Raw genomic sequence first — 15,332 nt, 5'->3', positions numbered from 1 at the left:
TATTTGTTGAAGCAGTATTGTATCGGTATCGTTCAGGTATCCCGTGGCGAGACTTACCAGAACGCTTTGGTGATTTTAGAGTCGTGCATACTCGTTTTAGCCGTTGGGCTAAAACAGGTGTGTGGCAGAGGGTCTTTGAAGTGCTGTCACATGACAGTGATAATGAATACGCCATGTTAGACTCCACCATTGTACGTGCTCATCAACACAGCGCTGGGAAAAAAAAATCAGGCGATTGGACGCAGTAAAGGTGGCTTAAGCACCAAAATTCATGCCCGTACTGATGCTTTAGGCAACCCAACAGGATTTTATCTCACTGATGGGCAGGCCCATGACTTAAACGGTTCAGATGTGTTGCTGGACTTATCGTTGAGCCAGACCTGGCTTATGGATAAAGCCTACAACTCCAGGGATCGGGTCATTGCTCCAATTTTAGCGGCGAAGGGTCAAATTGTGATGCCAGCGAAAAGTAATTCTATTGATCAGCGTGATTATGACCGACATCTCTACAAGGCAAGACATCTGATCGAGAACTTTTTTGCCAAGCTCAAGCAGTATCGTGCTATTGCCACACGCTATGATAAATTGGCTCAAAACTTCTTATCAGCGATCTACTTAGCATCAACAATCATCTCCATTAATTGATGACACGCCCTAGTTCAGATAAACGTTTAATTCCTTTGTCTAATCCAAAAAATACGGAAGTCGCCGCCATGGCACTGACCACAATAATCAAAATGACCTGAGTACTGGGTGCCTGTTCAATGCCAAACAAATAGTTCAAACCTGAATTGATTTGGGTCACCCCGAAACCAAGCGTAGTAGCGACACCAAATACCGTACCAATGGTGGCAAAGGTATCGACGCCATCTCCAATCGGTCCATAGATCTTTTGACCAATCAGCGGATACAAGGCCGAACGGATTTTTAAAGGCAATTGATGCCGATAAGCAAAATAAGCTAACGATAGGCCAACAAGCGTATAAATGGCCCAGGCATGTAAGCCCCAGTGGAAAAAGGTGACCCGCATAGATTGTTGTGCAGCCAGTACGGTTTCCGGTTCACCGGCAGGTGGCGTGACATAATGCATCACCGGTTCGGCCACACCAAAGAACATCAGGCCAATCCCCATCCCTGCGGTGAATAGCATCGCAAACCAAGAGGCGCTGCTATATTTCGGCTGGCTATGGTCGGGTCCCAGTTTGATTTTGCCCATATCCGACAGGGCAATATAAACCAGAAGGATGAGAAATATCGCCACCGACAATACATAGAACCAGCTAAAGGACGTAGTAATCCACTGGTTCAGTTGCTGGGTGAAAACTGAAAAAGCATCGGGTGCAAATACGACCAACGCTAAAAATATCGCAATAATGGCGACAGTACTAATAAAAACATTTGGATTGATATTGGCAAACCAGGATGGTTTTGTGGAAGGCATACCTCCTCCATTTTTTAAAAATTGGATCGACAAACAGCGTCAAATAATTATTGGTAAGGTCAAAATGATCAGACAGATTCAATCTATGGGAGCTAGATCTACTGCTATTTTAGGATGTGACACAAAATAAAGCCGTTAAGTTACTGTAACAAATACAATAAAAGGATGAGCTTCATTGCTCAGGCGGTTTTTTTCTATTTTTCACGTTCTTTTTATGCGGTAGACGTGCGATATATTGCAAGGCAATTAAGCGGGATACAATCAGTGCCAGATACATCACCCCGACAAACATCTGGATAATGGCCAGCATCCGTGCGACCGGACTGACCGGCATTATATCGGACAGTCCTGTTGCAGACTGTACACTGAAACTGAGAAAAATCAGATCCAGCCAGGGCTGATAGGCTTGCAGATCGGGGTCCGAAAAGCTGTGCGGCACCAGCAGCTGGCAGATACTGTAGAGAAAAGCAAAGCCCCAGGCCAGTAAGGTAAATACTGCGCCAGCGGCAAAGAGTTCATCCTTGGTCAGATAACGGTCATGGAACATATAACGTAGCAGGCCATAAGCTGCACTGAAATAGGCACCGGCTTCAAACAGGTTGGCGGTGACATGGATCCAGGTATAATGCAGCCCCAGCACAATCAGGGAGGAGAAGAAAATCGCGCCGGCGACAAAGCTGAGTCCTAAAATAGTAAACATCGGAGTCTGGCGAATGACTCTGGCAATCACCAGTAAAACCAGAACACCCAGTACCCAGGTTCCCGCCCGATAAGACACGCTTCCATAACTCAATACCGACAAGAGCAAGATCAGCAATTGCAGGCACAACAGCCATGCCGAAGGCAAATGGGTAAAGCTGTTCCAGAACTGCTGCAGAGATTGCTTCATAATGCCCTTCTTGTTGCTCTTCTTGTCACTATCTTCATGTAGGGAACACATTGTTATGGTTAGCCGCTTTTAACATAGCATGCTCAAAGCAGCTTGCAGATATGCGATTTGTATGAAAATTACTGAAATAACACTGCACAAATCCAGCCAGCTCAATTCAATACGGCGTTTATACTAAAGAAAAAACTTGATGATATCTCCATAAAAAAAAGCCCCTGATGGGGCTTTTTTAGCGTAGCGCGGATCTTAGTGATCCGATGCGCCTGAGATACCAATACCAGTTTGTGAGCGTACAAACTGCGCATCAAAGGCTTTGCGTTCTGCCTGAGCCTGTGCCGAATTATCCGTCACAGAGAACAACCAGCAGCAGAAGAATGACAATGGCATCGCGAAGATTGCAGGACCATTGAACGGGTTCACTGGTGTATCAGAAATACCCAAAGTATCGACCCATACTGCTTTAGACAGCACAATCAAGGTTACTGCGGTTACCAGACCTGCAACACCACCAATCACTGCACCACGTGTCGTCAAGCCTTTCCAGAACATAGACAATACCAGTACCGGGAAGTTGGCACATGCTGCAACCGAGAACGCCAGACCGACCATGAAGGCTACGTTTTGTTTCTCGAACAGAATCCCGAGAATCATCGCGAAGATCGCAAGACCTAAAGTCGCAATCTTAGACATACGTAGTTCAGATTCAGGCGTGGTTTGGCCTTTCTTCAAAACGTTGGCATACAAGTCATGCGAAATTGCTGAAGCACCTGACAGGGTCAAACCAGCAACGACTGCAAGAATCGTGGCAAATGCGACTGCAGAAATAAAGCCCATGAACAGGTCGCCGCCCACTGCATCAGACAGGTGCACCGCCGCCATGTTGTTACCACCCACCAGTTCCAGCTTGCCAGTTACTGCCATTTTCGCAACATCAAGGAATTGCGGGTTGTTCGATACATACAGAATCGCACCGAAACCAATGATGAAGGTGAGCAGGTAGAAATAACCAATAAAACCTGTCGCAACTACGACTGATTTACGCGCTTCTTTAGCATCTTTTACCGTGAAGAAACGCATCAGGATATGTGGAAGACCTGCTGTACCAAACATCAATGCCAGACCTAAAGAAATCGCATCAATCGGATTAGACGCCAGACTACCCGGACCCATGATTTTGGTCGCATCTGTCAGGCTCAAGTCATGTACTTTTGAGTAGACACCAATCGCCTGTTCAAACATGTTGGTAAAGCTGAAGCCCACACCTTTCATGACCATGAATGCCATAAAGGTCGCACCAGACAGCAACATTACCGCCTTGATGATCTGTACCCAAGTGGTCGCCAACATACCACCGAAGATGACATAAGCCATCATCAACAAGCCAACAATCACGACTGCAATGTTATAGTTCAGACCGAATAGAAGTTTGATCAGCTGACCTGCACCCACCATCTGTGCAATCAGGTAAAACGCAACCACAACCAGCGAGCTTAAAGCGGCCAAGGTACGTACCGGTTTTTCCTGCAAGCGGAAAGATACTACGTCTGACAGGTTGTATTTACCCAGGTTACGCAGACGTTCTGCCACCAGGAACAATACGATCGGCCAACCGACCATAAAGCCCAGTGAATACAGCAAGCCATCAAAGCCTGACAGGAACACCATCGCGGAAATACCCAGGAATGATGCTGCTGACATATAGTCACCGGCAATCGCCAGGCCATTCTGGAAACCAGAAATACCGCCACCGGCCGTATAGAAATCTGTGGTGCTGGTGGTTTGTTTCGCTGCCCATTTGGTAATGAACAGTGTTGCACCGACGAAAATCACAAACATGATAATCGCGTGCCAGTTGGTCGCCTGCTGTTCTGCTGCACCCAGATCAGGACCAGCGAAAGCCATACCTGAGGCCATTGCAGTTGCAGCAAGAGCAATAAGAGAATTCCATTTCATCTTAGTGGTGTCCTTTTTCATGAGCAATCGCTTCGACTTCACGGATTGCTTCTTCAGTCAATTGATCAAGTTTGTTATTGGCAATGTAGGAATACACACCACACAAGATAAACGACAGGACAATGATACCCAGACCGAGTGGAATACCCCACGTAGTCACACCACCTGAAATTGAAGACAATAGAAATTCTTTGTTATAACCAACCAGCAACATGAAGCCCACATAGATAAATAGCATAATGCCGGTCAACGTCCAGCTGAGCATACTTTTCTTGCGGACCATTTCCTTGAATTTTGGATTTTGTAGAATACGATCTACTTGTACCTCATCCATAATTACTACTCCTGTAGCCCAACCTTGGGCTGCCTATTTTTTAATTCGAATTATCACTGTTGCAAGTTAACAATAATCGTAGGTGCTTGTAATTTAGACTTTGGTCGTTAAAAAATGATCAATTTAAACTGTAGCGTTCACGATGCGTTATCATAGCGGCATGCTCAGTACACATCAGGCTATATGAACAGTTGGCTCATCATAGGGGTACTCGCCCTCTATATCGCATTACTCTTTATCTGCGCTTTCTACGGGGAAAAACATGCCAGCCGGCTGAGTACCCGTGGGCGCATGCTATTGTTTAGTTTAACTTTAGGCGTCTACTGTTCCTCCTGGACCTTTTATGGCGCCACGGGTGCTGCGGTACGTGAAGGCATTATTTTCCTGCCGATCTATCTGGGTCCGCTGCTCTTCGTTGCCGTGGGCTATGATATCTGGCGCCGTCTGGGGCGGGTGAGACAGCATCATGCCATTTCCTCGATCGCTGACTTTGTCGCAGCACGCTATGGTAAAAGTGGTCCCCTCGCCTCGCTGGTAACCATTCTGGCAGTGGTAGCGATTGTGCCTTATCTGGCCTTGCAGTTACGTGCGATTGCCTTAAGTGCCGCCGTCATCCTGGAACCTTCCGCAGGTGTAACCGGCACCACCAATGGCGTGCTGTTTCTGACTGGGGTTCTGGCAATACTGGCGATGATGTTTGGTACCCGGCAGATTGCCAATACTGAACAGCATGGCGGCCTGATGCTGGCCGTGGCATTCGAGTCTTTTGTCAAACTCTTCGCCCTGTTGGCAGTTGCCTGTTTCTTTATGTTTGAAGCACCAGAAAATCTTGCACAGATCAGTAGCGATATCAGTACTACTTTTCATGATGTGCAACTGTTTGGCGTACCACAAAGTTTCTGGATTCAGACCCTGCTGGCGGCACTGGCGATTATCTGCCTGCCGCGCCAGTTCCATGTGGCGGTGGTTGAGCTGCGAGATGAAAAACATATCCGCGGTGCACGGCGCTGGTTTGCGGTCTATTTGATTCTGACTACCTTGGCGATTATTCCAATTGCCAGCTGGGCACTACATGCTGCACCGCAATACCTGGCGATTCCGGATGTGGCGGTCCTGTCCTTGCCACTCAGCTATAACCAGGACTGGCTCACTTTATTAGCCTTCTTAGGCGGTTTTTCTGCCTCTACCGGGATGCTGCTGGTGTCTTCCGTGGCACTGTCAATCATGCTCAGCAATGACCTGATTATGCCGGCATTATGGCGCTTAAAACTGATTTCACGGCATGACAAACGCTTACCATTGGTACTGAAATTTACTCGCCGGGTCTGCATCCTGGGTGTAATGTTGATGGGCTTCCTGTTCTTCAATTTCTTTAATGATATTGATCAGCTCTCGGTCTTTGGCCTGCTGGCGTTTAGTGCGGTAGCACAATTCGCCCCTGCTCTGATCGGCGGCCTGTACTGGCGTGGCGGCAGTAAACAGGGTGTCTATGCCGGACTGTTGACCGGTTTTGCCTTGTGGGCTTATACCTTGCTGTTTCCAACCATTTTGCGCAGCCTGCCCGAAGCCTATAGCAGCTTTAGCCAAAGCTTGCTGAATCAAGGGCCTTTTGGCTGGAACTGGTTAAGACCGGAAGCCCTGATCGGTTTCGAGTCTTTTGATCCGCTGACCCATGGAGTAGTTTGGGCACTGGGTTTAAATACCCTGCTGTATATCTGGATTTCCCGTATTTTCCGGCCGAGTATTGCCGAACAGATTCAGGCCGAAAGTTTCTTCTATTATGAAACCAAGCCACTACCCTCGCAGAGTCCTTCTACCGAGGTCAGCTATTCGCATCAGGATGTCGCCCGTTTAAAAGTCGGCGATCTGATTACCCTGGCCAAACGCATTACCGGCGAAGGCCCAACCACACGCGCTTTCCAGCAGTTCTGTACCCAAAACAGTGTTGAACTGAATGAAAACAGCAGTGCCAATGGCATGTGGTGGCGTTTCACTGAACAGTATCTGGCGGGGACTATCGGGGCCGCCTCGGCACGTACCCTGTTGACCACAGCCATGGTCAACAATGGTCTGGCCTTGGGTCAGGTCGCCAATATTCTCGATCAGGCCTCGCAATGGCAGCGCTTCAATCAGAACCTGATCATGACCATGATTGATCACATGACCCAAGGGGTCAGCGTGGTTGATGAAAATATGTGTCTGGTGGCCTGGAACAATCAGTATCTGAAACTGTTTGATTATCCGACCGATATTGTCTATGTCGGTTGTCCGATCGCCGACCTGATCCGTTATAACGCTGAACGTGGTGAATGTGGTCCGGGTTCGGTCGAAGAACATGTCCGGAAACGGATTCACTGGATGCAGGTTGGCAGTGCCCATGAATTTGAACGCATTCGTAAAGATGGCCGGGTGATTCAGATGCGCGGTAATCCGATTGAAGGCGGTGGTTTCGTAACGACCTTCGCCGATATTACTGCCTTCCGTGAAAATGAAGCCGTACTTGAAGCCCGGGTGCAAGACCGTACCCAGCAGCTCGCCGATGCCCTGTCCGAGCAGCAACTGGCCCGTGAACAGGCCGATAAAGCCAATATGTCAAAAAGCCGCTTTATTGCAGCGGCCAGTCATGACCTGTTGCAGCCGATGCATGCTGCGCGTCTGTTCAGTACCGCACTCGAACAAAGCGTGCAAAATGACGAAGACCGCAAGACCTTACAGCAACTGGATCGTGCTCTGCATGGTGCAGAAAGCATGCTGTCTGCCCTGCTGGACATTGCCCGACTGGAAGGCGGCACCATTCAGCCTAAACGTCAGGCTTATCCGCTGCATGACCTGCTCAGCGATCTGGAACTCCAGTTCAAATCCATCGCTGCACAGCGTGGCATCAAGTTCAGTGTACATGATGCGCAGTTCTGGATTGATACCGATCCGCAATGGATTCGCCGGATTATCCAGAACTTTGTCAGCAATGCGCTGCGTTATACCGCCAAAGGTAAAGTGGTGGTCGGTGTATTACGTTCGAGCAGCAGAACGAATCATATCCGCATTGGCGTCTGGGATACTGGCCCGGGCATTGCCGAAGAACAGCGCATCAAACTGTTTCAGGAGTTTGAACGTTGCGGCCACACCTCGCCTTGGGGTGAACAGGGTCTGGGCCTAGGTTTGGCGATCGTACAACGCATGACCAGCATGCTGGACTATCCGGTACATGTGTCTTCTGCGCTGGGTAAAGGTTCCTGCTTTATGATTGAAGTGCCTGTGATCGAAGCACCGAAAGTGGTCGCAGCACCGGTTCAGGCCGTACCTTTAAAGAGCAAAGCCTTTAAGATTCTATGTCTGGATAATGATGAAACCATTCTGGAAGGCATGTCGACCTTATTGACCAAATGGGGTTATCAGGTGTTTAAAGCCACTGAACCTGAACAAGCAGCCATGCTGATTCAGCAGGAAAATATTCAGGTCTGGCTGGTGGATCAACATCTGAATCAGGACAAGATCGGTCTGGATTTCATTCTGGAACATCGTTCGAAGGATATTCCGGTCGCGTTGATTACCGCCGATTCCGATCCGGAATTGCCGCAACGTCTAAAAGAGCTAAACATTGTTCTGCTGAAAAAACCGCTGAAACCGGCCTCATTACGTTCATGGTTATCTGGACTGAAAATTTCCGACTCCTAAGTAGATAACGATCTGATCAATGCCCATTTCACACCCTGAAATGGGCATTTTTTATACTCAACTGCCACATAAACTTACCTAGCTTGCATAAAATTTATTCTAATGTGCTAAAAGCAGCAAATATGCCGAAAATACAGCTGAATAAATTGACCAAAATGCTCATTTTTTAATTCACTATGGCAAAAACTGACGAATGTATTAATGTACATGTGTACACTTAGTTACAATTAGTTATCTTATTGTTTTTAATAAAAATTAAAGAGTAATTTTCCACTACTATAACTTTAGTCGTATTTTTTATCCCTTGCACTTGGCTCTAAAAATAGAGGAATAAGAAACGATCAGTTCCCATCTCATGCAGCCTTAATTTTTTTGGTCGCTGATCTATTTCTGCATATCGGAGTTCTTCACATGAACATAGATCAAAACCAGGGCCTGAATCAGACCCAGCAGTTTCACCGTCAATATGGCGCCAACGCCTTATTGCCAAGCATTGACTGGGCACAGATCTTTAAATACAGCAAGCTGAATGATGCCCAGTATCAGGCACTGGAAACGCTGTATCAGAGTGCAGTACCCCTGGCACTGCAAGTCTTTGATGAATTACATTTTGATGTCTTTGAACCTTATGCCTACAAGCCGCAAGGTCTGGGACTATTTGAAAAGATTGCTGAACAGGAAGACAAGCTGATTCAGTCTTTAGAAGCTGAAACAGAGGACCTTCCAGCAAAAACCCGTCATCAGATCTGGAGCATGTTGCTGCGTGGTGGCGCGGTACTGGTCTTTAAGGCCTGGCTGGGTAAAGTCAAAAATGAAGAAGATTGTCTGGACACCAGCCAATTTGATGAGCTGTCTGATCTGTTATTTATCAAAACCTGCCCACATGAGCTGGCGCAGCGTTTACATGTCGATCCGAATACGCGCGACGAACATGTCTTCCTGATGTATGACAATGAAGTTTATCTGGATCGTTTTAACAGTCTGGAAACTGCGGCACTGTTTGTGGATCTGGGTGTATATGATGCGACTTTCCTGAGTCTGCGTGATGATCGCGTGGCGGAATATCTGAAATCGAAAGGTTATGTCACTGAAGAGCAGATTGACGAATTGCAATGTGCCTTAAATCCATTGTTTTGTGATGATTTCACCCGCAAGCAGGATTATATCGCCTAGCTGACTCAGGCCTTTGCACTCAATTTTTCAGATTTCACCCATAAAAAAAGACCTCCAAGGAGGTCTTTTTCAATTCGGCTATGCAGAACTTACATTTTGCGGTCTTCAATATTCAGTGCATTAATGGCCAATACCGCTTGTGTCCGGTTTTGTACTCCGAGTTTACGGAAGATTGCCGTCACATGCGCTTTAATCGTCGCTTCTGACACATCCAGTTCATAAGCAATCTGCTTGTTTAATAAACCTTCAGCCACCATCATCAATACCCGGAACTGTTGCGGCGTCAAAGACTGGATCCGTTCTGCCAAAGCCGTTTCATCGGCAGCACGCGGATCAAAATTCATATTGGCTGGCAGATTTGGTGGTAACCAGATTTCACCTTCCAGCACTTCACGAATCGCTTCACCGATATGGCTTGGGTGGGCAGATTTAGGAATATAGCCCATTGCACCATGCGCGATCGCACGCTGGATAATGCTGACTTCTTCATGTGCAGACACTACAATAATCGGTAAAGACGGATATTGTGCGCGGACATGCACGAGGGCAGAAAAGCCGGAAGCGCCCGGCAGGTTTAAATCCAGCAGCACAAGATCAGGCTCAGGGCCATTTTCTAGACGTTCATAAAATTCATTGACTGCCGCAGTTTCATGAATCTGGGCTTGTGGCAGGCTATAACGTACAGCTTGAATCAAAGCATGACGAAATAGTGGATGATCATCAACGATTAAAATATTCATAGGCAACGTGAGAGAGATCTTGGCACGGTAGCCCCTATTCTAACCACACAACCCGGTTAAGGATATGCAAGACACTACAATTTTTAAAATAATATGCAGTTTTTCTTTAAAATTGCCCATTTTTGCACTATTGCAATAATTGTTTAATTCTCATCACTTTTTTATATATCACTTATTCCTCACTGAAAAAGCTTATCTTTATTCAATATAAATATAAATATCATTTACTTACATATAAAAACCTCCTTAAGAATCGAGCCTTTGTCGTATATCGCAAAATCAGATAACTTTTCAGCTTTTCGTTATTTTACAGTCCTGCGCTGAATCGGGATTAATAGGGTCATTCCGAGATTATCCCTATTTTTCAGGTTCTAAATATGTCTAATTTTAATGCGCAAAAACCCTTAAATATTGTTGCCGTATCTGGCGGTTTAAATCATCCCTCAAAAACCGAAGCCTTGGTTCAGGCCATTCTGGATGAGCTGGGTGAAGCGACACCGATCAATGTGCATTTCATTAAATTTAGCGAAATTGGTTCGCTCTTGGGCGGTGCAATTTACCGCAATCAGTTGCCACAACGCGTTCAGGATGACCTGGCAGCAGTAGAAGCCGCAGATGCGCTGATTGTGGGCACTCCTGTGTACCGCGCTTCATTTACCGGCCTGTTCAAGCATTTCTTTGACTTTGTCGAGCAAACGGCGCTGGTCGATGTTCCGGTATTACTGGCGGCCTCTGGTGGCAGTGACCGTCATGCGCTGGTGCTTGAACATCAACTGCGTCCCTTATTCAGCTTCTTTCAGGCACAGACTTTACCGATTGGGGTCTATGCCACCGACCGCGATTTCACCCCTGAATATACTATTCACAGTGAATTGCTCCGCGACCGGATTACCCTGGCTGTGGCGCGTGCATTGCCGATTCTTGAATGGGCACCAGCCAAGGGACAACGTGCTGAAGTCATCAAAGAAAAAACCATTCAAGCGAGTCAAAATCTGGGCATCAACAAGCAGATCGAACAGGAAGAAGTGCTGCCTTCAGCAGCCGTGCCGAGCCTGGATGCCGCAGAATCGCGCTTGCACAGCAAGAAAGCACCAAAGACTCAAGTGGCTTGAACACAGCATTGCAGAGGGTGATGAATATGTCGAATGATAAAAATATCGTATTTGCCTATTGGGTGCCGAATGTCAGTGGTGGCCTGGTGGTTAGTAACATCGAGCAGCGCACCGACTGGAGCTATGACTATAACGTGCGTCTGGCACAAACCGCTGAACAGGCAGGCTTTGATTATGCCCTGACCCAGATCCGTTTTACTGCCGGCTATAACGCAGAAAACCAGCATGAATCGGTCAGCTTCAGTCATGGCATTCTGGCCAAAACTGAACGCCTGAAAGTCATTGCCGCGATTCTGCCGGGTCCTTGGAAGCCGGCACTGGCTGCCAAACAACTGGCGACGATTGACCATCTGAGCAATGGCCGGATTGCGATCAATGTGGTCAGTGGCTGGTTCCGCGGTGAGTTTGATGCCATTGGGGAAGAATGGCCGGAACATAATGAGCGTTATGCCCGTTCGGAAGAGTTTATCCGTAGCCTGAAAGGGGTCTGGACCCAAAACAACTTTAATTTTGAAGGTAAATATTATCAATTCAAAGACTATACCCTGAGTCCGAAACCGCTACAAAAACCGCATATTGAAATCTTTCAGGGCGGCAGTTCCCGGGCAGCACGTGATATGGCTTCTCGCGTATCTGACTGGTACTTCACCAATGGCAATACCCCGGAAGAGCTGAAAAAACAGATCGATGATATTCGTGAAAAAGCCAAGGCAAATCATCACTCGGTGAAAATTGGTGTAAATGCCTTTGTGATTGCACGCGATAGCGAAGAAGAAGCCCAGGCCGTCTTGCAGGAAATTATCAGCAAGGCCAATGTGCAGGCGGTAAAATCTTTTGGTGAGGCCACCCGTGAAGCCGGCGCAGCAAGTCAGGAAGGTGAAGGCAACTGGGCCAAATCCACCTTTAAAGATCTGGTGCAATACAATGACGGGTTCCGCACCAATCTGATCGGGACACCGCAGCAGATTGCTGAACGGATTATCGAACTGAAAAAAGTTGGCGTTGATTTGATTCTGTCAGGCTTCTTGCACTTTATTGAAGAGGTTGAATATTTTGGCCAGAAGGTACTGCCTTTGGTTCGTGAGCTTGAAGCACAACAGGTAACGCCTGTGCAGCAAGAAGAAGCTGAGCCCGTATAATCATTCTAATAAATCTCAGCAGATTCACTCCCTCCCTCGAGGCTCGGCTTGGGGGATTTTTTTATGTGATAAAATTGTTGTCTGGCTAGGTTTAAGACCATCAATTCCTTAAAATTCTGCACTAACGACTTTCCAAGAATTTTAACAATGCAACTGATCTGGTTTCGTCAAGACCTCCGCATTCATGATCATGCCGCGCTGTGGCATGCCACCCAGCAAGGCACCTGTATAGCACTGGTGGTTCTCTCTCCCGAACAATGGAAGCTGCATCAGGATGCCCGGATTAAAATCGATTTTTATCTGCGCCGCCTCGACGTTTTAAAGCAGCAGTTAGCGCAGCTGAATATTCCATTAATCATTTTAAATGTTCCCTTATGGCAAGACCTGCCGGCCGAAATGCTAAGCCTGTGCCAAAAACTGCAGATTGATACGCTACATGCCAATATTGAAGTGGGCGTGAATGAACTGCAACGTGATGCACAGGTACAGCAGATGCTGGAACAGCAGCAGATCCGGGTCGAGCTGTATCATGATCGCAGCCTGTTTCCACTGACCAGTATCCGCAACCAGTCCAATCAACCCTATCAGGTCTATAGCGCATTCAAGAAAAAGTGCTATGAGCGACTGATTCAGAATATACCGGGCTGCTATCCTGCCATTCAGCCTCAAGATCCGCTTGAATTACCAGACCAGCTGACCAGATTTGATCTGCAAAAATTTGCGGCTGATTATTCTGTCGATCATACTGCCCAGCTCTGGTCTACAAAAGATCAAGCTGCCTTTGAGCTGCTCGATGATTTTATCTTGGATAAAATGGTTCACTATAAAACCGAGCGAGATCTACCTGCAGTCGATGGTACCAGCCGCCTGTCACCGTATCTGAATATCGGTATTCTCTCGATCCGTCAATGTATGCAGACCCTGTTTAAGAACGGATATTTCCAGATTGATGATATCGGTCAGCAGACCTGGCTGGATGAACTGCTCTGGCGCGAGTTTTATCTGCATACCCTGTTTGATTTTCCCCGTGTATCTAGGCATCAGCCTTTTAAGGAAAATACCGATAATATCCAGTGGCGTAATGCACCTGAAGATCTGGCTGCCTGGCAACAAGGACACACCGGGATTCCGATTGTCGATGCCGGTATGCGGCAAATGCAGGCTACTGGCTGGATGCATAACCGGGTGCGCATGATTACTGCAATGTTCCTGTGTAAAAACCTGCTAATAGACTGGCGCTTGGGAGAACGCTGGTTCATGCAGCAGCTGATTGATGGTGATCTGGCAGCGAACAATGGCGGCTGGCAATGGTGTGCTTCGACCGGCATGGATGCCGTACCCTATTTCCGGATTTTTAACCCGGTCAGCCAGTCACAGAAGTTTGATCCGAATGGAGATTACATCCGTCAATGGGTGCCAGAACTGGCGCATCTGGATGCCGAAAGCATTCATGACCCCTATGCCAAAAATCTGGATCTTGAACTGGATTATCCAAAACCCATCGTGGATTTAAAAGCCTCTCGTGTAAGAGCGATTGAAGCTTTCAAGCAAATTTAAAACCAAACTTTTTCATCCAGAATAAAACAGCCTCTGATAAAGAGGCTGTTTTATTTTCAGATCAGGAATAAAAGCTTGGATCAGGCACTTTTCCAGTCAGCACCCATTCCCCCACTTCCTGATACTTATAATCGATCGGATCATGCAAGGTCTGGGTGCGGACATTGCGCCAGAAGCGGTCCAGATTGAGCTTGGCCGTGGTGGCCCGCGCACCCATCACCTGGAAAATATTCTGGGTAATATAGAGAGAGGTATTGGTTGCGGCAATTTTAGCTGTGGCAATGGCAACCGAGACTTCACCGCGCTGTTCGGCACTTAAATCATTCCCAAGCTCCCAGGCTGCCTGTAAACCCTGAACTGCTTTATCTGCGAGTAAGCGTACACCTTCTAGCTGTACATAGAACTCGGCAAAATGCTTCTGGGTAAAAGGATCATTCACTGCATCGTCTGCCAGTGATTTGGACCAGGCTTTTTGGGTTTGTACGGTCTGCTTGGCGACGTCAAATGCCCCTTCTGCCACGCCCAAAAACAGATGCACAAAAATCAGCTGGGCAATCAAAGGCCGTAGACTGGAATATGGCGTACTCAGTGGACCGGGATTTAACAGCAATTCATCTTCATGAATTTTGACCTGCTCAAAATGGCTGGTACCACTGTCGGTCTGGCGTTGGCCCATATTGTTCCAGTCGCCCAGAAAGCTCACGCCCTCTCGCCAAGTAGGAATCACTCCTATCAGTAATTTTCCTGCTTCGTCATAACCTGAACACAGCAACATATCCGAATCAATCGAACCTGAGCAGAAGCTTTTATCACCATGGAAAATATATTCGTTTTCTGAAACTTTTGTAACTGTGGTGCGATGGTCCAGCGGATTTAGAGTATTACCCCAGAATAGATTATTTTGGGCAGTCTGTTCAAACCACGGGCCAAATTGTTCCGATTGGGAAAATAATTGCACGGTCGCAATCAGCAAATGATGAAAGCCATAGACATGCGCCAATGAACTGTCCACTTGGGCAATGCTCTGAATGGTGCTAAAAATGGTCTGCCAGTCGGCACCCTGACCGCCATACTGCTTCGGAATAGACAGGCCAAGCAAGCTACTCTGACGAATCAATTCACGTTCAGCTTTGGGATTCCCACCTTGCCGATCCCGCTCTGCGGCAGTTTGGGCAAAAGTTTCAGCCAGTTTCTGGGCAATCTCTAAGGGCGACTGATCGAGATATGATTGTCGTATATTCATTGTTTTTGGACCTATATTCAGCATGGCTTGAGCTTAGCAGATTGCAGCCTGTCACTATATCCGAAAGCATGCAGAG

Annotated in this window: 10 protein-coding genes and 2 pseudogenes; 6 read left to right on the top strand and 6 right to left on the bottom strand. The window is 47.2% G+C overall.

What is annotated here, in order from left to right; all coding sequences use genetic code 11:
- Positions 1 to 645: pseudogene (locus tag ACNPNW_RS01300) on the top strand (IS5 family transposase); the annotation flags it as partial.
- On the opposite strand, the pseudogene ACNPNW_RS01295 reads toward ACNPNW_RS01300, so the two are convergent.
- From ACNPNW_RS01295 to ACNPNW_RS01280, 4 genes and pseudogenes are all read right to left on the bottom strand, one after another.
- Positions 644 to 1,441: pseudogene (locus tag ACNPNW_RS01295) on the bottom strand (glycine betaine transporter); the annotation flags it as partial. The pseudogenes ACNPNW_RS01300 and ACNPNW_RS01295 sit on opposite strands and share 2 nt — an antisense overlap.
- 172 nt (positions 1,442 to 1,613) lie before the next feature.
- On the bottom strand, positions 1,614 to 2,330 hold the full coding sequence (locus tag ACNPNW_RS01290) for an ion channel (RefSeq protein ID WP_448766419.1): 717 nt from the start codon (positions 2,328 to 2,330) through the stop codon (positions 1,614 to 1,616).
- 246 nt (positions 2,331 to 2,576) lie between these two features.
- Positions 2,577 to 4,283: a cation acetate symporter gene (locus ACNPNW_RS01285; protein WP_448766418.1), complete on the bottom strand. Its 1,707-nt coding sequence runs from the start codon at positions 4,281 to 4,283 to the stop codon at positions 2,577 to 2,579.
- 1 nt (position 4,284) lies between these two features.
- A complete protein-coding gene (locus ACNPNW_RS01280) occupies positions 4,285 to 4,617 on the bottom strand; it encodes a DUF485 domain-containing protein (RefSeq protein WP_313564261.1) in 333 nt (110 codons plus the stop codon).
- Positions 4,618 to 4,800: 183 nt separating this feature from the next.
- Here ACNPNW_RS01280 and emaS point away from each other — a divergent pair, with 183 nt between their 5' ends.
- Both emaS and ACNPNW_RS01270 read left to right on the top strand, forming a co-directional pair.
- Entirely contained in the window at positions 4,801 to 8,292 is a 3,492-nt protein-coding gene (gene emaS, locus ACNPNW_RS01275; RefSeq protein WP_448766417.1) for a two-component system sensor kinase EmaS, read from the top strand.
- 411 nt (positions 8,293 to 8,703) lie between these two features.
- Positions 8,704 to 9,465 (top strand): hypothetical protein, encoded by a 762-nt coding sequence (locus tag ACNPNW_RS01270; RefSeq protein WP_004281371.1) that lies wholly within the window; start codon positions 8,704 to 8,706, stop codon positions 9,463 to 9,465.
- An 89-nt stretch (positions 9,466 to 9,554) separates the two neighbouring features.
- Here ACNPNW_RS01270 and emaR read toward each other — a convergent pair whose 3' ends face one another.
- Positions 9,555 to 10,205: a two-component system response regulator EmaR gene (gene emaR / locus ACNPNW_RS01265; protein WP_004281370.1), complete on the bottom strand. Its 651-nt coding sequence runs from the start codon at positions 10,203 to 10,205 to the stop codon at positions 9,555 to 9,557.
- Positions 10,206 to 10,582: 377 nt separating this feature from the next.
- Between emaR and msuE the strand changes: the two genes are divergently transcribed.
- The 3 genes from msuE (at position 10,583) to ACNPNW_RS01250 (ending at position 14,013) form a co-directional block, all read left to right on the top strand.
- Entirely contained in the window at positions 10,583 to 11,317 is a 735-nt protein-coding gene (msuE, locus tag ACNPNW_RS01260) for an FMN reductase (RefSeq protein WP_004281368.1), read from the top strand.
- A gap of 26 nt (positions 11,318 to 11,343) precedes the next feature.
- Entirely contained in the window at positions 11,344 to 12,456 is a 1,113-nt protein-coding gene (gene sfnG / locus ACNPNW_RS01255; protein ID WP_448766416.1) for a dimethylsulfone monooxygenase SfnG, read from the top strand.
- A 147-nt stretch (positions 12,457 to 12,603) separates the two neighbouring features.
- Positions 12,604 to 14,013, top strand: coding sequence for a cryptochrome/photolyase family protein (locus ACNPNW_RS01250; protein WP_448766415.1), 1,410 nt, complete (start codon positions 12,604 to 12,606; stop codon positions 14,011 to 14,013).
- 61 nt (positions 14,014 to 14,074) lie between these two features.
- On the opposite strand, the gene ACNPNW_RS01245 is transcribed toward ACNPNW_RS01250, so the two are convergent.
- Positions 14,075 to 15,256: an acyl-CoA dehydrogenase family protein gene (locus ACNPNW_RS01245; protein ID WP_448766414.1), complete on the bottom strand. Its 1,182-nt coding sequence runs from the start codon at positions 15,254 to 15,256 to the stop codon at positions 14,075 to 14,077.
- Positions 15,257 to 15,332: the final 76 nt, after the last annotated feature.

This window comes from Acinetobacter endophylla (assembly GCF_053543775.1).
Note: the sequence above shows the minus strand (reverse complement) of the source record. Positions and strands in the feature narration are given on the sequence as shown.

Excerpts from the sequence above, each read along its gene's own strand:
- ACNPNW_RS01290 (WP_448766419.1), bottom strand. The coding sequence starts at position 2,330 with ATGAAGCAATCTCTGCAGCAGTTCTGGAACAGCTTTACCCATTTGCCT.
- ACNPNW_RS01285 (WP_448766418.1), bottom strand. The coding sequence starts at position 4,283 with ATGAAATGGAATTCTCTTATTGCTCTTGCTGCAACTGCAATGGCCTCA.
- ACNPNW_RS01280 (WP_313564261.1), bottom strand. The coding sequence starts at position 4,617 with ATGGATGAGGTACAAGTAGATCGTATTCTACAAAATCCAAAATTCAAG.
- emaS (WP_448766417.1), top strand. The coding sequence starts at position 4,801 with ATGAACAGTTGGCTCATCATAGGGGTACTCGCCCTCTATATCGCATTA.
- ACNPNW_RS01270 (WP_004281371.1), top strand. The coding sequence starts at position 8,704 with ATGAACATAGATCAAAACCAGGGCCTGAATCAGACCCAGCAGTTTCAC.
- emaR (WP_004281370.1), bottom strand. The coding sequence starts at position 10,205 with ATGAATATTTTAATCGTTGATGATCATCCACTATTTCGTCATGCTTTG.
- msuE (WP_004281368.1), top strand. The coding sequence starts at position 10,583 with ATGTCTAATTTTAATGCGCAAAAACCCTTAAATATTGTTGCCGTATCT.
- sfnG (WP_448766416.1), top strand. The coding sequence starts at position 11,344 with ATGTCGAATGATAAAAATATCGTATTTGCCTATTGGGTGCCGAATGTC.
- ACNPNW_RS01250 (WP_448766415.1), top strand. The coding sequence starts at position 12,604 with ATGCAACTGATCTGGTTTCGTCAAGACCTCCGCATTCATGATCATGCC.
- ACNPNW_RS01245 (WP_448766414.1), bottom strand. The coding sequence starts at position 15,256 with ATGAATATACGACAATCATATCTCGATCAGTCGCCCTTAGAGATTGCC.